The 20,622-nt window shown below is 69.1% G+C and carries 18 protein-coding genes and 1 tRNA gene; 12 read left to right on the top strand and 7 right to left on the bottom strand.

Annotated elements, in window-relative coordinates:
- Window positions 1-11: 11 nt before the first annotated feature.
- A complete protein-coding gene (locus LQ938_RS11160) occupies window positions 12-1,739 on the bottom strand; it encodes a helicase-associated domain-containing protein (protein ID WP_223722988.1) in 1,728 nt (575 codons plus the stop codon).
- A gap of 3 nt (window positions 1,740-1,742) precedes the next feature.
- The gene (locus tag LQ938_RS11155) at window positions 1,743-2,018 is read right to left on the bottom strand and encodes a multidrug ABC transporter ATPase (RefSeq protein ID WP_223722989.1); all 276 of its coding nucleotides are present in this window, start codon (window positions 2,016-2,018) and stop codon (window positions 1,743-1,745) included.
- Window positions 2,019-2,128: 110 nt separating this feature from the next.
- Here LQ938_RS11155 and LQ938_RS11150 point away from each other — a divergent pair, with 110 nt between their 5' ends.
- Together LQ938_RS11150 and LQ938_RS11145 are read left to right on the top strand one after the other, a co-directional pair.
- Window positions 2,129-2,512, top strand: coding sequence for a cold-shock protein (locus LQ938_RS11150; protein ID WP_223722990.1), 384 nt, complete (start codon window positions 2,129-2,131; stop codon window positions 2,510-2,512).
- Complete coding sequence (locus LQ938_RS11145; protein WP_223722991.1) at window positions 2,496-3,269, top strand: DUF3027 domain-containing protein; 774 nt, start codon at window positions 2,496-2,498, stop codon at window positions 3,267-3,269. Before LQ938_RS11150 ends, LQ938_RS11145 begins: the two co-directional genes overlap by 17 nt.
- Window positions 3,270-3,370: 101 nt before the next feature.
- On the opposite strand, the gene serC is transcribed toward LQ938_RS11145, so the two are convergent.
- Window positions 3,371-4,483: a phosphoserine transaminase gene (gene serC / locus LQ938_RS11140; protein WP_223722992.1), complete on the bottom strand. Its 1,113-nt coding sequence runs from the start codon at window positions 4,481-4,483 to the stop codon at window positions 3,371-3,373.
- A 100-nt stretch (window positions 4,484-4,583) separates the two neighbouring features.
- On the opposite strand from serC, the gene LQ938_RS11135 reads away from it, so the two are divergent.
- The 7 genes from LQ938_RS11135 (at window position 4,584) to LQ938_RS11105 (ending at window position 13,864) form a co-directional block, all read left to right on the top strand.
- Window positions 4,584-5,285, top strand: coding sequence for a metal-dependent transcriptional regulator (locus LQ938_RS11135; RefSeq protein ID WP_223722993.1), 702 nt, complete (start codon window positions 4,584-4,586; stop codon window positions 5,283-5,285).
- A 236-nt stretch (window positions 5,286-5,521) separates the two neighbouring features.
- On the top strand, window positions 5,522-6,433 hold the full coding sequence (locus LQ938_RS11130; RefSeq protein ID WP_223722994.1) for a M23 family metallopeptidase: 912 nt from the start codon (window positions 5,522-5,524) through the stop codon (window positions 6,431-6,433).
- 304 nt (window positions 6,434-6,737) lie between these two features.
- Complete coding sequence (locus tag LQ938_RS11125; protein WP_223722995.1) at window positions 6,738-7,235, top strand: HNH endonuclease; 498 nt, start codon at window positions 6,738-6,740, stop codon at window positions 7,233-7,235.
- Between the two features lie 60 nt (window positions 7,236-7,295).
- Window positions 7,296-7,856 (top strand): cysteine hydrolase family protein, encoded by a 561-nt coding sequence (locus LQ938_RS11120; protein WP_223722996.1) that lies wholly within the window; start codon window positions 7,296-7,298, stop codon window positions 7,854-7,856.
- An 87-nt stretch (window positions 7,857-7,943) separates the two neighbouring features.
- Window positions 7,944-8,645: a hypothetical protein gene (locus LQ938_RS11115; protein ID WP_223722997.1), complete on the top strand. Its 702-nt coding sequence runs from the start codon at window positions 7,944-7,946 to the stop codon at window positions 8,643-8,645.
- Window position 8,646: 1 nt separating this feature from the next.
- Window positions 8,647-10,398: a DNA polymerase Y family protein gene (locus LQ938_RS11110; protein WP_223722998.1), complete on the top strand. Its 1,752-nt coding sequence runs from the start codon at window positions 8,647-8,649 to the stop codon at window positions 10,396-10,398.
- A gap of 61 nt (window positions 10,399-10,459) precedes the next feature.
- Window positions 10,460-13,864: an error-prone DNA polymerase gene (locus LQ938_RS11105; protein ID WP_223722999.1), complete on the top strand. Its 3,405-nt coding sequence runs from the start codon at window positions 10,460-10,462 to the stop codon at window positions 13,862-13,864.
- A gap of 184 nt (window positions 13,865-14,048) precedes the next feature.
- Here LQ938_RS11105 and LQ938_RS11100 read toward each other — a convergent pair whose 3' ends face one another.
- On the bottom strand, window positions 14,049-14,327 hold the full coding sequence (locus tag LQ938_RS11100; protein ID WP_223723000.1) for a Fe-S cluster assembly protein HesB: 279 nt from the start codon (window positions 14,325-14,327) through the stop codon (window positions 14,049-14,051).
- Between the two features lie 107 nt (window positions 14,328-14,434).
- Window positions 14,435-14,569 carry a hypothetical protein gene (locus LQ938_RS15485; RefSeq protein WP_263317697.1) on the bottom strand — a complete coding sequence of 45 codons (135 nt, stop codon included), beginning with the start codon at window positions 14,567-14,569 and terminating at the stop codon, window positions 14,435-14,437.
- Between the two features lie 477 nt (window positions 14,570-15,046).
- Here LQ938_RS15485 and poxB point away from each other — a divergent pair, with 477 nt between their 5' ends.
- Complete coding sequence (gene poxB, locus LQ938_RS11095) at window positions 15,047-16,780, top strand: ubiquinone-dependent pyruvate dehydrogenase (protein WP_223723001.1); 1,734 nt, start codon at window positions 15,047-15,049, stop codon at window positions 16,778-16,780.
- 129 nt (window positions 16,781-16,909) lie between these two features.
- Here the strand turns inward: poxB and LQ938_RS11090 are convergent, their stop codons facing one another.
- Window positions 16,910-17,884: a nuclear transport factor 2 family protein gene (locus tag LQ938_RS11090; protein WP_223723002.1), complete on the bottom strand. Its 975-nt coding sequence runs from the start codon at window positions 17,882-17,884 to the stop codon at window positions 16,910-16,912.
- 215 nt (window positions 17,885-18,099) lie between these two features.
- Here LQ938_RS11090 and LQ938_RS11085 point away from each other — a divergent pair, with 215 nt between their 5' ends.
- Together LQ938_RS11085 and LQ938_RS11080 are read left to right on the top strand one after the other, a co-directional pair.
- On the top strand, window positions 18,100-19,482 hold the full coding sequence (locus tag LQ938_RS11085) for an LLM class flavin-dependent oxidoreductase (RefSeq protein WP_223723003.1): 1,383 nt from the start codon (window positions 18,100-18,102) through the stop codon (window positions 19,480-19,482).
- Window positions 19,483-19,635: 153 nt separating this feature from the next.
- Window positions 19,636-19,707 (top strand) — tRNA-Arg (locus LQ938_RS11080).
- A gap of 138 nt (window positions 19,708-19,845) precedes the next feature.
- Here the strand turns inward: LQ938_RS11080 and LQ938_RS11075 are convergent.
- A complete protein-coding gene (locus LQ938_RS11075; protein WP_223723004.1) occupies window positions 19,846-20,544 on the bottom strand; it encodes a hypothetical protein in 699 nt (232 codons plus the stop codon).
- Window positions 20,545-20,622: the final 78 nt, after the last annotated feature.

The following is a 20,622-nucleotide window of genomic DNA, read 5'->3' as shown; positions in this document are numbered from 1 at the left end:
GCCACGTGTCGTCACGCGCGGCGGACCCCGGCGATGCTCTTGAGGGGCAGGGTGCGTTCCACATCCGCCGCGCGGTCCAGGCCGCGCAGGCGTCCGCCGCCGATTCCGGTCGCTTCGAGGATGAAGGTGCGGGTCGAGGCATCCGGCAACCGCACGTCCACCTCGATGAGGGTCCGCCCCCGGACGGCCTGTTCGAGCTCGCGCTCCAGCCAGGCGGCGTCGGCGTCGGGGCCGTGCGCCAGGCGCAGGGTCTGGATGAGGCGTGCGTAGCGTTCGGCCGCGTCGGCCGAGGTCGACATATCTCGCGAACTGCGACGGGAGAGCCGCTGCACGCCGTCGTCGTCGCCGACGGCGACCACCGGGTAGCGCGCGTCGAACAGCGACCAGTAGACGGTGTCGCGCGAGGCGCGGGAGACGAGCGTCGCGCCGTCGTGCACGAGTCCGACCGGGCGGAGCGCCTGGTCGACGGCGATCGTCGCGAGCAACTGCGGGTCGGCGCTGCGAACCACCGTGCGCCCGGACGCCGGGTCGGTCGACACGCGCAGCAGGCCGTGTCGGGACGCCGTCGTCTCGATCAGGTAGTCGAGCGGCTGCGGAATGCCCGTGAGCGACAGCTCGCCGAGAAACGCACGGATGGTGTCGGGGGTCTCGCCGGCGCTGACCGCCGCGGTGAGCGACTCCGCCGTGAACCGGTAGGTCGTCGCCTGCGCGCGGGTCTCGCGGACCGCCATCGAACGCAGCCGCTGCTCCGCGGCCGGAACGAGGGGACCGGGGGAGATCGCCGTGAGATCGGCCTGCAGGTAGACGCGATCCACCTCGGGGGGCAGATGAGCGCTGAGCGCCTCGATGTCGGGTTCGCCGTGGCGACGCAGCGCGGTCGTCCAGGCGGGCTCGCTGCCGTTCTCGGTGAGGATGCCCCAGCGGCGCCCTCGCCGCATGAGCGCGGTCGCGCGTGCGGGCCAATCGGGATCGAGCGGATACGACGCGGGCCAGGCGTCCGGCGGGAGGAACCCGCCGTCGACCGTCCGCACGGCAGAGGGCAGACGTGCGGCGTAGCTGCGCGCGACTTCCGCCCAGCGCGACGCCGTCGATTCGCTCAGCCAGGCCGCAGCGTCGTCGGTCGCGCTCCAGAGGCGCTCACCGTCATCGAGGAGTCCCGCATCCGCCCCGAGCACGAGGAGGTCGTCGAGTTCGTCTCCGTCGGCGACGGCACCGTCATCGACGAGGCGTCGACGTTCCGCCACGCTCACCGTGCCGGAACCGGTGCGGCCGAGCGGCGCCGACAGTGCGGCGACCACGACATCGGCGAGGGCCGCGACCGCCGAGAACGCGCGCTCGCCCGCGGCAGCGGTGACCCGCTCGTCGGACGGCTCGGGTTCGGTGGCAGGGCCGTGCGCGGTCGGCAGCGGAGCGCTCTGCAGCGCCCGGAAGCGCGCGGCCACGACGTGGAAGGGGCGACCGTCTGCGTCGACGAGCGCGAGTTCGGTGAGAGCGGGGCGATCGGATGCGGCGACACCCGCGTCATCCGCATCCGCCAACGCACGCAGCAGGGAGCCGGGAAGGCGGATCAGAGCCTTGTCGATCGCGTTCTCCGCGAGAAGCGCCGCGGAGATGTCGAAGAAGTCGTGCGCCGGGTTCGGCACGGGCACGCGGCGTGCGGCGAACAGGTCCGCGAGCGCAGCATCATCGGAGGCCGCCAGCATCGTTGCCAGCGCGCGTTCGTCGGAGGAGTCGCCCACCGGTTAGTTCCCTCGGTTGGCCCGAGCCCTTCGGGTGAAAGCCATGATGATCAGCGCGACCATGGCGACGAAGGCGAGCGGGGGAGCGATGTAGACGATCACGCCGACCACCGGCCAGATTCCGGTACCGAAATCTTCGTGGTCCGAACCCGTCGCGGTCGCGATCATGATCGCCAGGAAGCAGGCGACCGACAGAATGAGCAGACCGAGAGAGATGAACGCCAGGATGCGGTCGATACGACGAACTGGCACATCGTCGGTCGGAGTGGGTGTACTCATCGGCCTCAGCCTAGTGCCTCGTGCCCGTGACGTAGTCTGGTCAAGGGGGTCTTCCGATCCCGGTTCCGTCGTGCCCGCATTTCGTGGGCGCATGATTCAGCGAGGTTCGCATGCCCACCGGCAAGGTCAGGTTCTACGACGAGGAGAAGGGCTTCGGCTTCATCACCACCGATGACGGCCAGGATGTCTTCCTGCACGCCACGGCCCTACCGCAGGGCGCGACGGCTCTGAAGGCGGGTGCCCGGCTCGAGTTCGGCGTCGCCGACGGCAAGCGCGGACTGCAGGCGCTTTCGGTGCGGGTGCTCGAAGCGCCGGTGAGCCTCGCCAAGCGCGCGCGGAAGCCCGCCGACGATATGGCGATCATCATCGAAGACCTCGTGAAGCTTCTCGACGACATGGGCGGCGACCTGCGTCGCGGCCGGTACCCCAGTGCGGCGCACGCCAAGAAGATCGCGGCCGTGCTGCGCAAGGTAGCCGATGACCTCGACGCCTGATTCCGATGCGCCCGAGGGCGTGCAGGGTGACTCTCTGAACGAGGGCGACGCTCGGAACGAGACCGCCGACGTCTCGGCGTCCGAGGCGGATGCGGAGATCGCCGAGGACGTCGTCGAGGTGCTCGAGGCTGCCGGCGAGATCGTCGAGACGGCCGAGGCCGAAGAAGAACTCGAGGCCGCCGAGGTCGTCGAGACCGCCGAGGCGATCGTGCAGACGCCCGCCGAGCCCGATCCGCGGCTCCTCGCTGCGCATGATCTCGCGCTCGAGGCGCTGCACGAGATCACTCCCGCCGCGACCGTCGGCCCTGCCGCGGATTACGCGGTCGAGCCGGGCGGCGCCGTCTCCCTCCGCTTCCACAACCGGCTTCCCGGGTACCCGGGCTGGTACTGGACCGTGACGCTCGCCGTCGTCGAAGGCTCCGAGCCGACCGTGCTCGAGGTCGAGCTGATGCCTGGCGCGGGCGCGCTCCTGGCTCCCGAGTGGGTGCCGTGGGCCACGCGTCTGGCCGAGTACCACGTGCAGCAGGCCGCTCTGGCCGAAGCCGCGGGCGCCGCGGATGACGAGAGCGACGACTCCGAGAGCGACGAGGACTCCGACGAGGAGTCGGACGACCTCGACGACTTCGACGACACGGATGCATCCGACTTTGACGAGGACGGATCGTCGATCCTGCACGCCGGCGATGTCGACGGTGTCGACATCGACGAGCTCGACGAAGACGCAGACGACGAGGACGACGAGGACGACGCGCGCTAGCGAGTTCCCGCTCCGCCGACCCACCCTTTATCCGCGAGCCACCCCGGTGTGCGCGCGGCATATCGGGGCGGCTCGGCGGCACAGGGGCGGCTCGGCGCGGGTCAGCTGTTCTCGAGCGTGAAGTCGATGCAGCGGATCAGCTGACGCACGTCTTCGGGATCGATCGAGGTGAACGTCGCGACGCGCAGCTGGTTGCGGCCGAGCTTGCGGTACGGCTCCGTGTCGACGATGCCGTTCTGGCGAAGGCTCGCGGCGAGGGCAGCCGCATCCACCGTCTCATCGAAGTCGATCGTCACGACAACCGGCGAGCGGTCGGCCGGGTTCGCCACGAACGGCGTCGCCACCGCTGATGCCTCCGCCCACGCGTACAGCGCGTCGGAGGATTCGTGCGTGCGCGCATCGGCCCACTGCAGCCCGCCGTTGCCGATGATCCACGACAGCTGCGAGTCGAGCAGCACGAGCGTCGCGAGCGCCGGGGTGTTGAGCGTCTGCTGCAGGCGCGAGTTGTCGAGCGCATTCTTCAGGCTGAGGAACTCGGGGATGTAGCGTCCGGATGCGGCGATCCGCTCGATGCGTTCGATCGCGGCCGGCGAGACCGCGGCGAACCACAGGCCGCCGTCGGAGCCCAGGTTCTTCTGCGGCGCGAAGTAGTACACATCGCTCTCGGTGACGGAGAAGTCGATGCCGCCGGCGGCGCTCGTCGCGTCGATGACGGTGAGGGCGCCCGCATCCGCCTGCACGCGACGGATCTCGGTGGACACGCCGGTGGACGTCTCGTTGTGCGGCCAGGCGTAGACGTCGACGCCCTCGACGGCCTCGGGGGTCGCGCTCGTTCCCGGGGCGGCCTTGCGGACGTCGGGGGCCTCCAGCCAGGGGGCGGCTGCGGCGGAGGCGAACTTGCCGCCGAACTCGCCGAAGACGAGGTTCTGCGCCCGCCGCTCGATCAGCCCGAAGGCGGCGGCGTCCCAGAACGCGGTCGAGCCGCCGTTGCCGACGATGATCTCGTAGCCGTTCGGCAGTCGCAGCAGTTCGGAGAGGCCCGAGCGAACGCTCGCGACCAGATTCTTCACCGGGGCCTGGCGATGCGAGGTGCCGAGCGCGACCGCGCCGGCGTCGGCCAGAGCGGCCAGCTGCTCCGGGCGGATCTTGGACGGGCCGCAGCCGAAGCGTCCGTCGGCGGGCAGGATCTCGCGGGGAAGCACGACGTGGGACATGGCTCCGATTGTATGACTGCGCCGGTCGCGAGCCCGGCCGTGTGTCGGTGCGGCCAGATAGGCTTGCCTTACCCCGCTTCGAACGTCGAGGAACACATTCATGACCGATCTCATCGACACCACCGAGATGTATCTGCGCACGATCCTCGAGCTCGAGGAGGAGAACATCATTCCTCTGCGCGCGCGGATCTCGGAGCGCCTCGGGCACTCCGGCCCGACCGTTTCGCAGACGATCGGGCGGATGGAGCGCGACGGCCTCGTCATCGTCTCGGACGACCGCTCGCTCGAGCTCACCGGAGCCGGTCGGCAGAAGGCCGTCGACGTGATGCGCAAGCACCGTCTCGCCGAGCGTCTGCTCAGCGACGTCATCGGGCTCGACTGGGCCTACGTGCACGAAGAGGCGTGCCGCTGGGAGCACGTGATGAGCGAGCAGGTCGAGCGCCGCCTCGTCGAGTTGCTCGGGCACCCCACCGAATCGCCGTACGGCAACCCGATCCCCGGCCTCGACCAGTTGGGCGATCTGCCGTCGGTCACGTTCGAGGACGGCGTGGTCGGACTGGTCCGGGCGATCGAGGCTGCCGGGGGTCCGATCCAGGGCACGGTGCGCCGCCTCGCCGAGCCGGCGCAGGTCGATCCGGAGCTGCTGCAGCAGCTGCGCGCCGCGGGCGTCATGCCGGGAGCCGCCGGTTCGTACCGCTTCAACGAGGGCTACGTCCTCGTGGAGATGGACGGTTCCGACGAGGGCCTGGAGCTGCCGGTCGAGGTCGCGGGTCACATCTTCCTGGTCGACGAGAGCCGCTGAGAGCGCGTTCGCACCCCTCCTCCCCAGGCCGGGAGACGTCTCGCCGGATGGCCGCAACGTGACTTATTCGTTATTTTTCGGTAGCCTCGGAAAGTCCACAGGCGAGAAAGCCCGCCGTCGGACCCCGCTCGAACTGCCTCTGATGGCTCGTCGTCCGCGCGGTGAAACTCGCATATCGTGCCCGAAACGAATGCCGACGAGCTGACGCAACCGCGTGGAGGCGACGGAGGATGAATTTGGCTGATCAGAACGACGCGTCATCGAGCGCACCCGACGCCGACGCGGCGAGTCCTGCGACCAGTCGCCGCGGAATGCGCGACGTCGCACGCTCGGCGAAGCGTCGAGTGGCTCGTACCTCGACGACGATCGTCCGGTCCGGCCGCCCCGCATCCGCCCGCTCGGCTCTCGGCCAGAGCTTCCGCAAGCCGCTGCGCAGCGTCGTCATCCTGAGCATGGTCGGTGGCCTCGTCGCCACGGTCGCGCTGCCCGCCTACGCCGCGTTGAACCCGACGACCGATGCCGTCACGATCGAGCAGGTCGCCGCCGAGAACGCGCAGTCCCTGGTCATCGCGTCCGACGTCACGACCACCGAGCTCTCCCGCGACAGCTACTCCGCGACGACGTCCGAAGAGATCGAGAAGAAGAAGGCCGCTGAGGCTGCCGCAGCGCGCGCCGCAACCGCCGCCTCTTCCGCATCCGCTGCATCCGTCTCCCGCGCCTCGGTAGACCTCACGATGGTCGCCCCGGGAAGCGGCACCGTGCGCTGGCCGGTCGACATGTCGGCCATCCGCGTGGGTCGTGGATTCGGCGCCGACGGCTACCACCAGGGCGTCGACCTCCTCGGCGCGCAGGGCACCCCCGAGTACGCGGCCGCCGCCGGAACCGTGCGGGTCGCCGGCAACTACTACGGCTACGGCAACGCGGTCGTGCTCGACAGCGTGATCAACGGCCAGACCGTTTCCACCACGTACGGCCACATGATGAACGGCGGCGTTCTCGTGACGCCCGGCCAGTACGTCGAAGCCGGTCAGATCATCGGCCTGATGGGCAGCACCGGTTCGTCCACGGCCAACCACCTGCACTTCGAGGTGCGGCTGAACGGCGGCAACGTCGACCCGTACGCCTGGCTGCTCTCCAACGCCGGCTGACCTTTCTCGACACCCGTCACCCGTCGTTCATCCCGCCATGCGCCCCGCGCGTGTCGCGGTGGGTTACCCTGATCTCGACGCTGAGAGAAAGCGGAGGAGCCGATGGGCGGGACACCACGCATCCGAACCATGGATGCGCTCGGCCTGCTCGTTCTTCGGCATCGGGTGATCGGATGCCACGGGGTACCCGTGCGTCCTAGGCGCTGTCTATAAGACAGCGCCTTTTTTCATCCCTCCGTGCCTCTCGTCGTCAGCTGTATCGAATATCCGCGAAGCCGTCCCGGCCTATTCGAAGGACAAAGGAATGCGCACACTGGTGCTGAATGCGGGCTACGAGCCATTGGCCGTGGTCTCCTTCAAACGAGCCCTCGTGCTCGTGATGAACGAGAAAGCCACGATCATCGAGCAGATCGACGAAGACCCCGTCTGGGGCACGTCGCAGGTCTATGACCGTCCTGCCGTGATCGTCTTGACGCGCTACGTGCGCATCCCGGGAGGGCAGAGCGTGCCGGTCACGCGCCGTGGCGTGCTGCGTCGCGACGGTCACCGCTGCGCGTACTGCGGCAAGGCGGCCTCGACGATCGATCACGTGCAGCCGCGCTCTCGCGGCGGCAAGGACACGTGGGAGAACCTCGTGGCCTGCTGTCTGCGCTGCAACAACGTGAAAGGTGACCGCACGCCGCAGGAGATGTCGTGGTCGTTGCGGATGGTGCCGGGCGTGCCGCGCGGCGGACAGTGGACCGTGCGCGGCACCGAGCGCGCCGACCCGTGCTGGGAGCCGTACCTGGCTCTCGCCGCCTGACCCGCAAGTGAATCCCGGGGGAGCGGCGCCGGGGTCGGAGCGGCGTGATGGGATGGGCTCATGACTCGAGCTCTCCTGGTGATCGACATGCAGCGCGGCTTCGACGACCTGACGTTCTGGGGACCGACCGCGAACCCGGCATGCGAGGCGAACGTCGCCGCACTGATCGCCGCGTGGACCGCGAACGACGAACCGATCGTGATCGTGCGTCACGATTCCGTGTCACCGGGCTCGCCGCTGCATCCGGATTCTCCGGGCAATGCGCTCGTCGACGCAGTTGCGGCCGCACCGGCGGCCCTCCGCATCTCGAAGGCCGTGAACTCGGCGTTCTACGGTGATCAGGATCTGCACGCGTGGCTCACCGCGCAGGCGATCGACGAGGTTGTGGTGTGCGGCATCCAGACCAACATGTGCGTGGAGACGACGGCGCGGATGGCGGGAAACCTCGGCTACGACACGACCGTGGTGCTCGACGCGACGCGCACCTTCGATCTCTCCGCCGAGATCTCCGGTCTCGGCACCGTGACCCGTTCGGCGGCCGAGCTGATGGCCGATACCGCCCTGGTGTTGCAGCAGGGTGGGTTCGCCCGCATCCGCACGACGGCAGAACTCGCCGGCTGACCTGGGCGCGCCGACGCGATGTCGGTGGTCGATCGTATCTTCGAATCCGACGTTGAATAGTTAGAACATCCGTTCTAGCCTGTCGGAGTGAAGGTGATCGTGCGAGAAGACGCTGTCGGCGAGGTCCGCCGACTCCGCGCGCAGCTCGAGCGCGTGCAGGGTCTGCGCATGGATGCGGCGGTGCTGCCGACGCATCCGTCGCTCGCCGCGCTCCTTCCCGGTGGGGGGCTTCGCGCCGGTGCCGCCTATTCCGTCTCTCCGTCGTCATCGCTGTTGCTGTCGTTGATGGCGCGTCCTTCGCGCGAGGGTTCCTGGTGTGCGGCGATCGGCATGCCCGAGCTCGGCGCCGAGGCGGCCGCCTCGCTCGGTGTCGCGCTCGAGCGGCTCGTGCTGGTTCCCGACCCCGGTCCCCGATGGCTGAGCGTCGCCGCGACCCTCGCCGAGGTGATGCCGGTCGTGGCGGTGCGTCCGGGCGGGCGGGTGTCGGATGCCGAGGCCTCGCGGTTCATGGCACGTCTTCGCGATCGCGGGGCGACGCTGCTCGTGCAGGGGGTCTGGCCGCAGGCCGAGGCCTCGCTGCAGATCGGTGAGCCGGAGTGGAGCGGACTCGGCGACGGACACGGTTACCTCACGTCACGTGCCGTCACCGTCTCGGTGCTGTCGCGGCGCTCGCCGGTGCCGCGTCGGGCGCGGATGCTGCTGCCCGACCGCGAGGGGGCGCTCGCCCCGATGGCGGCTCCGCTCGGCGCGCCGATGGCCGTGCCCCTTCCGATGCGGGCGGTGGGGTGAGATGGCCGAACCCATCCGCAGTCTCGTGCTCTGGATCCCCGACTGGCCGGTCGTGGCGGTGCGCCGTGAGCGTGCCGCCGTTGGTGCGGCGACGCGCGAGGCGGCCCTTGGTGCGGCGGAGCCCGAGGCGGCAGAGTCGGAGCCGGCGATGCCCGCTGGCAGGGCAGCGGTGGGAGCGGCGGTGCCCGGCACCGTGACGCCCGGCACCGTGACGCCCGGCAGCGTGACGTCCGGCGCAGCAACGCCCGAGGCGCATCACCTCAGCGGCGCGGACGATGATCTGCCGATCGCGGTGGTCGAGAAGAACCTGGTCGTGGCGTGTTCGTCGGCGGCCCGTGCCGAAGGGGTGCGGCGGGGGCAGCGCCGGCGTGACGCGCAGGCGCACTGCCCGCGGCTCGAGATCGTGACGGCCGATGCGGCGCGCGACCACCGGGTCTTCTCGCCGTTGGTCGCCGCGATCGAGCAGCTCGCCCCGAACGTGCAGGTGATTCGTCCCGGGCTCTGCGCCCTTCGCGCCCGGGGGCCCGCCCGGTACTACGGCGGCGAGTCGGCGGCGGCCGACACGCTCCGGGCGGCGCTGCTCGCGCAGGGCATCGGCGATGTGCGGGTCGGGGTCGCCGACGGTCCGTTCACGGCCGAGCAGGCGGCGCGGGCGGCGACCCGTGTCGATGATCCGATCCGGGTGGTGCAGGCGGGTCGTGCCGCAGACTTCCTCGCGCCGCTGCCGGTCGCGGCGCTCGTCGATGCCGCATCCGGCGCGTCGATCGCGGGCGATCTGACGCACCTGCTCTCGCGGCTGGGCGTGCACACGCTGGGGGCGTTCGCCGCGCTTGAGGCCGACCGGGTGCGCGAGCGGCTGGGCGAGCGCGGCGTGCACCTGCAGTCGATGGCGGCGGGGGGAGACTCCCGGCCGGTGGAGCCGCGAGTGCCGCCGCCCGAGTTGCATCGCGAGGTCGCGTTCGATCCGCCCGTCGAGATCGCCGAACAGGCGGCGTTCGGCATGCGTGTAGCGGCCGAGGAGTTCATCGCCCGCCTCGACGCCGAGCGCCTGGTCTGCACCGAGCTGCGCGTCGAGTTGCGCGGCGACCGCGGCGAACGCAGCGAGCGGGTATGGCTGCATCCGGGCACGTTCGATGCGCCCGCGGTAATCGACCGGGTGCGCTGGCAGCTGGCCGAGGAACAGCAGTTCCGGAGCGGTGTGACTCGCGTGCGGATCGCTCCCGAGGCGGTCGATGACGCGGCTCATCACGTCGCCGGGCTGTTCGGGGCGGGGGAACGCGAGAAGGTGCACCACGCCCTCTCGCGCGTGCAGGCGATTCTCGGGCATCGTGGGGTCGTGACGCCGGTCGTCGGCGGCGGGCGCTGGCTCGAGGAACGCCAGGTGCTCGTGCCGTGGGGAGACCGGGCGACGACGGCGCGTGATCCGTCCCGCCCGTGGCCGGGGTCGCTTCCCTCGCCGCTGCCCACGACCGTGTACGCCCAGCCGCGCCCGGCCGACGTGCGAGACGCGCGGGGCGAGCGCGTGTCGGTCGATGCCCGCGGTGTGTTGTCGGCGCCACCCGCCGCGATCGCCGTCGAGGGTGCCCGGCGCGGGGTGCTCTCGTGGGCGGGGCCGTGGCCGGTCATCGAGCGGGAGTGGGATGCGGTGCGCCGCCGCGTCGCACACCGGTTCCAGGTCGTCGACGCCGCCCAAGAGGCGTGGCTGCTCGTGCACGAAGAAGCGGGGTGGAGCGCCGAGGCGAAGTACGACTGATCCGCATCCGAGGCGGGCGTGAGTCCGCCGCAAGACCGAACACCCCAGAGAGGACCGACCCGTGGGATGGCAGAACCCCCCGATCTCGTGGTCCGAACTCGAGCGCGCCCTGAGCGACACCCGTCGGCCTCGCGGAGCTCCCGCGGGGGCGGATGGCGGCGACAGCCCGGCCTGGTCCCACAAACGAGGGGCCTATGTGCCGCCGCCGATCGAGCGCCCCGAACAGGTGGTTCCGTACGCCGAACTGCACGCGCATTCGTCGTACTCGTTCCTCGACGGGGCGTCCTCTCCCGAAGAGCTCGTGGAACAGGCCGAGAAACTGGGCCTGCACGCGCTCGCAGTCACAGACCACGACGGGTTCTACGGCATCGTCCGGTTCGCAGAAGCGGCCGAGGAACGGCGCGTGCAGACCGTGTTCGGCGCCGAGCTCTCGCTCGAACTCCCCGCGCCGCAGAAGGGGCAGCCCGACCCGATCGGGCGTCACCTGGTCGTGCTCGCACGGCAGCAGGAGGGCTATCACCGCCTGGCCGGCGCGTTGACGCACGCACAGCTGCGCGGGGCGGAGAAGGGGCGTCCGGTCTACGACCTTGCTGAGCTCGCCGAGCAGGCCGGGGGCCCTCGCGACCCGCACTGGGCGGTGCTCACCGGATGTCGTAAGGGCGGAGTCCGTCAGGCGCTCGCCGCCGGCGGACCCGCGGCGGCGGCACACGAACTCGATCTGCTCGTCGACCTGTTCGGGGCGGATGCGGTGCATGTCGAACTCATCGACCACGGCGATCCGCGCGACACCGAGACGAACGACATCCTCGCGGGCCTTGCCGCGAAGCGCGGACTGCCGCTACTCGCGACCGGCAACGTGCACTACGCCGTGCCCGAACGGAGGCTGCTGGCCGCCGCCATCGCGGCGGTGCGGGCCAACCGCAGCATGGACGAGCTCGACGGGTGGATGCCCGCGCACGGCGGCGCGTTCCTCCGTTCGGGCGCCGAGATGGCGGCCCGGTTCGCGCGCTACCCGGGTGCTGTGGCGCGCACGGTGACCCTCGCCGACGAGCTCGCCTTTCCGCTCCGCAAGGCGACGCCCGCGCTGCCGAAGCTGCCGGTTCCGGAGGGGCACACGCCGATGACCTGGCTGCGAAAACTGGTGTGGGATGCCGTGCCCGCCACCTATCCCGATCTCACGACGAGTCAGCGTGAGCGCATCTCCCGCGAGCTCGACGTGATCGAGATGAAGGACTTCCCCGGGTACTTCCTCATCGTCTACGGCATCGTCCAAGAGGCGAAGACCCGCGGCATCCTGTGCCAGGGGCGAGGATCCGCGGCCAACAGTGCCATCTGCTACCTGCTGGGCATCACGGCGGTCGACGCGATCTACTACAACCTGCCGTTCGAACGGTTCTTGTCGAGCCTGCGTGAAGAAGAGCCCGACATCGATGTCGACTTCGATTCCGACCGCCGCGAAGAGATCATCCAGTGGGTGTACACGACTTACGGGCGCGATCGGGCGGCGCAGGTCGCGAACGTCATCCAGTACCGGCCGAAGAACGCGATCCGCGACATGGCGCGTGCGCTCGGGTACTCGCCCGGGCAGCAGGACGCCTGGTCGAAGCAGGTCGAACGCTGGGGGGCATCGCTCGACAGCGCGCCCGACCATGACATCCCCGACCAGGTCATCGCGTACGCGACCGAGCTGTTGAAAGCGCCGCGGCATCTCGGCATCCACTCGGGGGGAATGGTGCTGACCGAGCGACCGGTCGGCGAGGTGGCCCCCATCGAGCACGCCCGCATGCCGGGGCGCACCGTCATCCAGTGGGACAAAGATGATGCCGCTTGGATGGGGCTCGTGAAGTTCGATCTGCTCGGACTCGGGATGCTGTCTGCCCTGCAGTACTGCTTCGACCTGATCCGTGACACCACCGGCGAGGAGTGGGAGCTCCGCTCGCTCCCGAAAGACGAAGCGGCCGTCTACGACATGCTCTGCCGGGCGGATTCGATCGGTGTCTTCCAGGTGGAGTCCCGGGCGCAGATGGGTCTGCTGCCCCGGCTGCAGCCGCGGCGGTTCTATGACCTCGTGATCGAGATCGCGCTCATCCGTCCCGGTCCGATTCAGGGGGGCGCGGTGCATCCGTTCGTGCGCCGCAAGCTGGGGCTCGAGAAGACGACGTATCCGCATCCGGATCTGAAGCCGGTGCTGGAGCGCACGCACGGCATCCCGATCTTCCAGGAGCAGTTGATGCAGATGGCGATGGTGGTCGGAGACCTCTCCGGCGAGGACGCCGACCTCATGCGCCGCGCGATGGGGTCCAAGCGGGGGCAGGAGCGTATCGAGTCCCTCCGCGACAAGCTGTACGCGGGGATGAGCCGGCACGGGATCGTCGGAGAAGACGCCGACGCGATCTACCGCAAGATCCAGGCGTTCGCGAACTTCGGGTTCGCGGAGTCCCATTCGCTCTCGTTTGGGCTGCTCGTCTACGCCAGCTCGTGGATCAAGCTGCATTACCCCGGTGCGTTCCTCGCCGGCCTTCTCCGGGCGCAGCCCATGGGCTTCTACTCGCCCGCGACCCTTGTGGCCGACGCGCGACGGCACGGCGTCGAGGTGCGCCGGCCCGACCTGCAGCTCTCCGGCGCAGAGGCGACCCTCGAGACGATCGGTGACTCCGCGGCAGCGACGGGGCTCGATTCGTGCCGGGGGGAGCAACCGCCGGTGCGGGACTTCGATCCGGCGGCGCCCGACGAGTCGGCGGCGCATCGCCGCGACGGCGGCTTCGCGGTGCGCCTCGGGCTCGCGGCGGTGAAGGGCATCGGGGCGGCGGTCGCGGCGCGCATCGTCGCGGAGCGGCAACGCGAGGGCGCCTACCGTGACATGCACGACGTCGTACGCCGTGCCGACCTGACCGTCGCCCAGCTCGAGGCGCTCGCGACGGCGGGAGCCTTCGGATGCTTCGGCCACACGCGGCGCGAAGCCATCTGGTTGGCGGGCTCGGCCGCGCAGGACCGCGTGGTGTATCTGCCCGGATCGTTCATCTCCGTGCAGCCGCCGCTGTTTCCCGACCCGTCCAGCTACGAGTTGCTCGCGTCCGACCTGTGGGCGACGGGAATCTCCACCGACGACCATCCGATGGCGCACTTCCGCCCCGCACTGGATGCCCGCGGGGTGCTCACCTCGCGGGGGCTGCGGACGCACGAGACGGGGCGTCGGGTGGAGGTCGCGGGTCTCGTCACGCACCGGCAGCGGCCGGCGACCGCATCCGGGATCACGTTCATCAACCTGGAAGACGAGCACGGCCTCGTGAACGTCATCTGCTCGGTCGGGGTGTGGAACCGGCACCGGCGACTCGTGCGGGATGCCCCGGCGTTGATCGTGCGAGGGATGCTGGAGCGATCCGTCGAGGGGGTGACGAACCTCGTCGCCGACGGGTTCGAAGACCTGCGGGTGGGGGTGCAGCACCAGTCCCGCGATTTCCGATGAGCAGCGGATGCGGGAGCGCGCGGCGCCACGACGCCCGCACGACGCCCGCATCCCGACGACGCCCGCACGACGCCCGCGTCCGCATCCGACCCTCACGACGTCCGCGCCCGCGCCCGCGCGACGCCCGCATCCGCACATGGCGAAGGGCCCGAAGAACGAGTCTCCGGGCCCTTCGCGCGGGGTCTCAGTCGCGCACGCCGAGGGCGAAGCGCACCGAGCCGTCTTCGCTGATGTCGGCGTCGAGCACACGGTCGCCGAGGGCGTCGCTGGCCGAGGAGTCGACGAAGACGCGGGCTCCGTCGGTTTCGACGACGGCGTCGCCGGTTTCGGGGGTTGTCGCGAGGGCGAGTTCGAAGCCTGTGTCGGGGCCGGTGTCGCGAATGCGCAGACCGCCGCCTTCCGTGGGGATCTGCGACGAGATCGTCTTGACCGCCGTGGCCGCGTTGTCGGTAAGTGTGAGCATGGTGCTCTCCCTTCGATCGATGACTGCGGACCGGCCACGATTCCGAGAATCCGCGGCCGGATCAACCTCAGACGGCGATGTGGAGGTTATTCACACGTGCGTCCGGCTCACGGCGACGGTCGGCGCGAGTCGTAGTCGCCCACGTGTCGCCGTGCGGCCGGCCGGTCGGTGATGACCGCGTGCACCGAGCCCGCGGCGGCGGCGAGGGCGATCAAGATGCTGAGCGTGACGAAGACGAACATGGAACCACCTCCGGGTCGGGTCGGTGATCCGATCTCATCAGTGCGGATCGCGCTGCTCGCCGGTCCACCCGGGCGGGAGTGGACCCGTCCGTCCGGAGGATCCGCGTGATTCCGCGCATCGTCGGCGCGGAGCGATCCACGGGGCCCCGATTGGACCGCGCGCCTGTTTCCTGCTGACGCGCGCCAGATCTGTGGCGCGGCAGCCGAAAACAAGCGCGTCCGCGAAACGAGCCGGGAACGGCCCGGATGCAGACACCGGCTCTCTCGCCCCGACCGCGATGGCTACAGTTCCCTGTTCCGGCGCCACGATTTTCTGGCGCCACGACAGGAAACGGGCGCCGCGACAGGAATCTGGCGCCACGACAGGAAACGGGCGCCATCGGCGGGCGCGGCCCGGATGCGGGCGGCGACGATAGTCGCCCCGCCCGGTCCTCACCATCCCTCCCATGACCGGGCGCCCGCGGTTAGCGTGAGGGTATGGCCGAAAACGTCGCAGAACTGTTCGTCCGCACGCTTCGCTCCGCCGGTGTCACACGGGTCTGGGGTCTGCCCGGCGACTCGCTGAACGCCTTCACCGACGCCCTTCGGCGGGAGGACGGCATCGAGTGGCTGCACATGCGGCACGAAGAAGCCGCCGCGTTCGCCGCGGCGGGGGAGGCCGAGATCACGGGCGAGCTCGCGGTCGTCGCGGGCAGTTGCGGACCGGGCAACCTGCACTTCATCAACGGTCTCTTCGACGCGCAGCGCTCGCGGGTGCCCGTGCTGGCGATCGCCTCGCACATCCCCTCGGCCGAGATCGGCAGCGGCTACTTCCAAGAGACGCATCCGCAGGAACTCTTCCGCGAGTGCAGCGTCTACAGCGAAATGGTCGGCGATCCGTCGCAGCTGCCGTGGGTGCTCGAGATCGCAATGCGGACGGCGATCGAGAAGCGCGGGGTTGCTGTCGTCGTGGTGCCGGGCGACGTGTTCTTCTCCGACGCTCCCGCGCGGCGCGACAGCGCCCCCATCCGTGCGGCGAAGCCCGTGATCGTGCCGTCGGAGGCTGAGCTCGCGCACACGGTCGCGCTGCTCGACGGTGCCGAGAAGGTCACGATCCTCGCCGGTGCCGGGGTCGCCGGTGCGCACGCGGAGGTCCTCGCGCTCGCTGAACGACTGCAGGCCCCGATCGTGCACGCGTTCCGCGGCAAAGAGCACATCGAGTACGACAACCCTTACGACGTCGGAATGACGGGTCTGCTGGGGTTCACGTCGGGCTACCGGGCCATCGAGAAGTGCGACGCGCTGCTCATCCTCGGATCGGACTTCCCGTACCGGCAGTTCTATCCCGACAAGGCGAAGATCGTGCAGGTCGACATCCGCGGCGAGCAGCTCGGCCGGCGCACGCCGATCGATGCGGGCCTCGTGGGCGATGTGGGAGCGACGGCGGCGGCGCTGCATCCGCTGCTTCGCACCGGTCGAGACGGCGCGCACCTGAAAGACAGCGTGGAGCACTATGCCAAGACGCGGCGCGAGCTCGACGGCCTCGCGAACGATGACGGCAAGGAGCCCATCCACCCGCAGTATGTCGCGCGGCTGCTCGACGAGCTCGCGAATCCGGATGCGGTCTTCACCGCCGACGTCGGCACGCCCGTCATCTGGGCGGCGCGGTACCTGCGGATGACGAAGGAGCGCCGTCTGATCGGTTCGTTCACGCACGGGTCGATGGCGAATGCGCTGCCGCACGCGCTCGGTGCGCAGGCCGTCGACCGCGATCGTCAGGTCATCGCGCTCGCGGGTGATGGCGGGCTCGCGATGCTGATGGGCGATCTGCTCTCGATCACGCAGAACGCGTTGCCGATCAAGATCGTCGTGTTCAACAACTCGTCGCTCGGCTTCGTCGAGGTCGAGATGAAGGCCGCGGGCATCGTGAACTACGCCACCGATCTTCAGAATCCGAACTTCGCGTCGGTCGCCGAGGCGGTCGGGATCACCGGCATCCGGGTCGAGAAGGCCGCCGATCTCGAGGGGGCGCTCCGTCGGGCTCTCGCCGCCCCGGGGTCTGTGCTCGTCGACGTCGTGGTCGCCCGCGAAGAACTGTCGGTGCCGCCGACCATCACGCTCGCGCAGGCGAAGGGATTCTCGCTGTGGGCGCTGCGCACGGTGCTGTCGGGTCGCGGGAACGAGCTGCTCGACCTCGCTGACACGAACCTCTGGCGACGCCTGTTCCACTGACCCTCGCCCGCGCTCGTTCAACGGGTTTGGGGCACAAAACTGCGGTCGGGGCGCAATTTTCATGCCCCAACCGCAGGTTCGTGCCCCGAACGGGCCCGTAGCCCGGCCCCGAACGACCGGGAGAAGGAGTCAGCTCGCCGGGGTCGTCGGGACCACGTCCCAGTGCTCGCGGATGAGGTTCTCGTCGACGCGGAAGATGTCGGCCGCGACGAACGCGTCTCCGGATGCGGCGCCGACCGGCTGTGAGAACGTCCACACCAGGTCGCCGTCGGAGAGCGAGATGACCGACTCGTTCGGCGGGAACGCCGCGCCTCCGGAGAAGAACGACTTCAGCGCTTCAGTGCCGTTCGGTGCGACCGAGTTGTGCTGCAGGTAGGCCGGGTCGAACGCGGTGTCGAGGATGCTCGGGTCCTGGTCGCGGAACAGCGTGTTGTAAGCGCCGACGGCGAGCTCGCGGTTCGCTTCTTCCTGCTCTTCCGTGGGAACGAAGGTGTCGTCGGCGGGCTCGTAGAGGTCGCTGAACATCGTGTTGGTGTTGCCGCTGGCCGGGGTTCCGGTGGGCACCGTCTGATCGAACGACCAGCGTTCGACGACCGTGCCGTCGGTCACCCGGAAGAGGTCGACCGCCGCCTCGCCCGTGCGCTCATCGTCGGGAGTGGCCGTGATCTGGTAATGCACGGCGACGAGGTCGCCATCGGCCGCGGTGTGCTTGATGACGGCCTGCGCGCCGGGGATGCGGGTGTGTGCGGCGGTGAACTGGGCGAGGAGTCCGTCGGGGCCGGGGGCGAGGCCGTCGCCGTGCGCGAGGGCATCGGCGGCGACGAGTTCTTCGGCCGTGCCCGTCGCGGTGGTCGAGGAGGGGTCGGCGAACGCATCGGTGATCAGGCGGGTGACGATCTCGAGGTTCGCACTCTCCGTCGCGGTGTCGGTGCGGTCGGCGGTAGTGCCGCCATCCTGGATCGTGGATGCGGTCGTCGCGCCGGGCGATGCGTCGCCGGTTGACGGGGCGGGGGCGGCGGCCGCGCAGCCGGTGAGGACGGCGACGGTTGCGAGGATCATGGTGGCGCCGGTGAACAGGGATCGGGGGGATCTGTGGGTGCTCATAGGTCTCACCGTGGTGACCGATCCTGGGAAGAGCTAAAGGGAAACCTGTGGGGCGGCCATGGGTTCGGTGCGGCACGGGATGCTGGTGGTGGGGGCGGCTTGGGCTGCCCGAATTCCGCGATTTCGCGCGGTGGAGCGCGCTTTCGCGGCGCGGGATGTGACGCCCCGTGTCCCTCGGCTCGACGCGACGGACGGTGCCGTCGCACGATGCTGGCATGACCAAGCAGATCCGCTTCAACGCCTTCGACATGAACTGTGTCGCCCACCAGTCCTCGGGAATGTGGCGGCACCCCGACGACCAGTCGTCGCGCTACAAAGACCTGTCGTACTGGACCGAGCTCGCGAAATTGCTTGAGCGGGGGAGCTTCGACGGCATCTTCATCGCGGATGTGCTGGGCACGTACGACGTGTACGGAGACTCGAACGAGGCCGCCATCCGGCACGGCGCGCAGGTGCCGGTGAACGATCCGATTCTGCTGGTGTCGGCGATGGCGGCGGTCACCGAGCATCTGGGCTTCGGGATCACCGCGGGCACGGCGTACGAGCATCCGTATCCGTTCGCCCGCAGGCTCTCGACGCTCGATCACCTGACGAAGGGTCGCGTCGGCTGGAACGTCGTCACCGGTTATCTGCCGAGTGCCGCGCGCAACATGGGGCACGACGATCAGCTCGAGCACGACCAGCGCTACGACGTGGCCGACGAGTATCTCGAGGTGCTCTACAAGCTGTGGGAGGGATCGTGGGAAGACGACGCCGTCGTGCGCGATCGCGAGACGGGCGTCTTCACCGACCCGGCGAAGGTGCACGAGATCGGCCACTACGGCACGCACTACACGGTGCCGGGGATTCACCTGAGTGAGCCGTCGCCGCAACGGACGCCGGTGATCTACCAGGCCGGGGCGTCGCCGCGGGGGATCGCGTTCGCCGCAGGCAACGCCGAGGCGATCTTCGTGGCCGCGCCGACGAAGACCGCGCTCGCCGGCACGGTGAAGAAGATCCGCGACGCCCTCGAGGCCGCGGGTCGCAGCCGCGACTCGGCGAAGATCTACACGCTGCTGACGATCATCACCGACGAGACGGCCGAGAAAGCGCAGGCGAAGTATGCCGACTACCTGAACTACGCGAGTGAAGAGGGTGCGCTCGTGTTCATGTCGGGCTGGATGGGCATCGACCTGTCGCAGTACGACCTCGACGAGCCGATCGGCAATGTGAAGAGCAACGCGATCCAGTCGGCGGTCGCGAACTTCCAGACCGCGAACGAAGACGGCACCGAGTGGAAGGTCCGCGACATCGCGCGGCTCGGCGCCATCGGCGGCCTCGGCCCGCTCATCGTCGGCTCCCCGGAAGAGATCGCCGACGAGCTGCAGGCCTGGGCGGAGGAGGCGGATGTGGACGGCTTCAACCTCGCCTACGCCATCACTCCCGGCACATTCGAGGACATCGTGGAGTTCATCATCCCGGAGCTCCGCCGCCGCGGCGCCTACCCCGAGGAGTACGCCAAGGGCACGCTCCGCCACAAGCTGCACGGTCGCGGCGACCGGCTCCCTGCCGAGCACCACGGCGCGCGGTTCAAGGTCGGGCAGGCCGTTTCGGGGTGAGGTCTTTGTTGTTCGTTGCTCGGGCTGCTGTGTTTCTTGGGTTTGGGGCACGTTCCCGCGTTTGGGGCTCGATTTTCGCGCCCCGAACGTACGATTACGCCCCGAACGGCAGGCGGATGCGGACGCCCGCCGGCGGCTAGACTTGGATCGCCAGCCTCTGTAGCTCAATGGAAGAGCAGTTCCGTCCTAAGGAAACGGTTGGGGGTTCGAGTCCCTCCAGGGGCACAGCCTCGATTCGTTCCTTATGGAATGTGAGGCGTTCTTGCCCGCTCTGAGCAATATCTGTCAGCCGGAGCCGCTATACGTCCGCGTGAGTCGCCATCGCATGCCGCTGATGCGATTGTCCTTGACGTACTGCTTCGACTAAAAGGTCTCGTTTCGAGTTCGTGACTTCCAGTAGGTACGCGTTGTAGGAAGTACTGAGCCAACCACGCGCTCTGCGTCTGAGTAATCGATCACGCGCCAGTCGCCTTCCGCGTCCACGACGGGGCGGAGGGCGTTCCCGTGGACTTCAATCACGTGAGCTTCGGAGACGTCGGAGTCGCGCGATCCTTCGTATCGAACGGTGAGGCGACTGATCCGCTGCTGCCCACCGAGTCGAAGCAAGCGAACCCACTCCGCGACCGTTTTCTTGACCCAGTACTCATAGCGTTGACCCTCACCCACAATAGCCAGCATCTCGGAGAAGACGTCTCCGCTGTCGTCTTCGACGGTAAGGATCGCATTTCCGGGTCCATCATTTGAGAACATGAAACTCGCTCCCAGAATGACTTCCTGATCGGCGTCTCGCGGCAGTTTGAACACGTGCGAATTGGGAATCGAAACTGCGTCAAGGTGCATCGCTCCTGGTGCGTGAACAAGCCACATTGGCTCCGGGTCTACCCCAGCGGCGTAGACCGACAGACGGGGCGCTTGCGCTTCAACGCGTGAGATCTGGCTCTCCCGGAGCGCAATTTGCGATGTTTTCAAGGCGCTTCGCGTCAACCAGGCTTGCCAGGCGATGACTGCGGCAGACGCCGCGGTGGCGAGCGGCCCCACATAGTCCAACCACGTCTGAGACATGCGAGAACACTATCGGTGCCATGCGCGGTCATCTCTCTTCGCGAGAGCGAGGCCGCGCCGGATGCTACATGGCTGGTA

The organism is Microbacterium sp. cx-55, assembly GCF_021117345.1.
In the GTDB taxonomy this organism is placed as follows: domain Bacteria; phylum Actinomycetota; class Actinomycetes; order Actinomycetales; family Microbacteriaceae; genus Microbacterium.
This window is presented reverse-complemented; position numbering and strand designations above follow the sequence as displayed.

Excerpts from the sequence above, each read along its gene's own strand:
- LQ938_RS11150 (WP_223722990.1), top strand. The coding sequence starts at position 2,129 with ATGCCCACCGGCAAGGTCAGGTTCTACGACGAGGAGAAGGGCTTCGGC.
- LQ938_RS11085 (WP_223723003.1), top strand. The coding sequence starts at position 18,100 with ATGACCAAGCAGATCCGCTTCAACGCCTTCGACATGAACTGTGTCGCC.
- LQ938_RS11075 (WP_223723004.1), bottom strand. The coding sequence starts at position 20,544 with ATGTCTCAGACGTGGTTGGACTATGTGGGGCCGCTCGCCACCGCGGCG.
- LQ938_RS11125 (WP_223722995.1), top strand. The coding sequence starts at position 6,738 with ATGCGCACACTGGTGCTGAATGCGGGCTACGAGCCATTGGCCGTGGTC.
- LQ938_RS11120 (WP_223722996.1), top strand. The coding sequence starts at position 7,296 with ATGACTCGAGCTCTCCTGGTGATCGACATGCAGCGCGGCTTCGACGAC.
- LQ938_RS11155 (WP_223722989.1), bottom strand. The coding sequence starts at position 2,018 with ATGAGTACACCCACTCCGACCGACGATGTGCCAGTTCGTCGTATCGAC.
- LQ938_RS11145 (WP_223722991.1), top strand. The coding sequence starts at position 2,496 with ATGACCTCGACGCCTGATTCCGATGCGCCCGAGGGCGTGCAGGGTGAC.
- poxB (WP_223723001.1), top strand. The coding sequence starts at position 15,047 with ATGGCCGAAAACGTCGCAGAACTGTTCGTCCGCACGCTTCGCTCCGCC.
- LQ938_RS15485 (WP_263317697.1), bottom strand. The coding sequence starts at position 14,569 with ATGTTCGTCTTCGTCACGCTCAGCATCTTGATCGCCCTCGCCGCCGCC.
- LQ938_RS11090 (WP_223723002.1), bottom strand. The coding sequence starts at position 17,884 with ATGAGCACCCACAGATCCCCCCGATCCCTGTTCACCGGCGCCACCATG.
- serC (WP_223722992.1), bottom strand. The coding sequence starts at position 4,483 with ATGTCCCACGTCGTGCTTCCCCGCGAGATCCTGCCCGCCGACGGACGC.
- LQ938_RS11110 (WP_223722998.1), top strand. The coding sequence starts at position 8,647 with ATGGCCGAACCCATCCGCAGTCTCGTGCTCTGGATCCCCGACTGGCCG.
- LQ938_RS11100 (WP_223723000.1), bottom strand. The coding sequence starts at position 14,327 with ATGCTCACACTTACCGACAACGCGGCCACGGCGGTCAAGACGATCTCG.
- LQ938_RS11135 (WP_223722993.1), top strand. The coding sequence starts at position 4,584 with ATGACCGATCTCATCGACACCACCGAGATGTATCTGCGCACGATCCTC.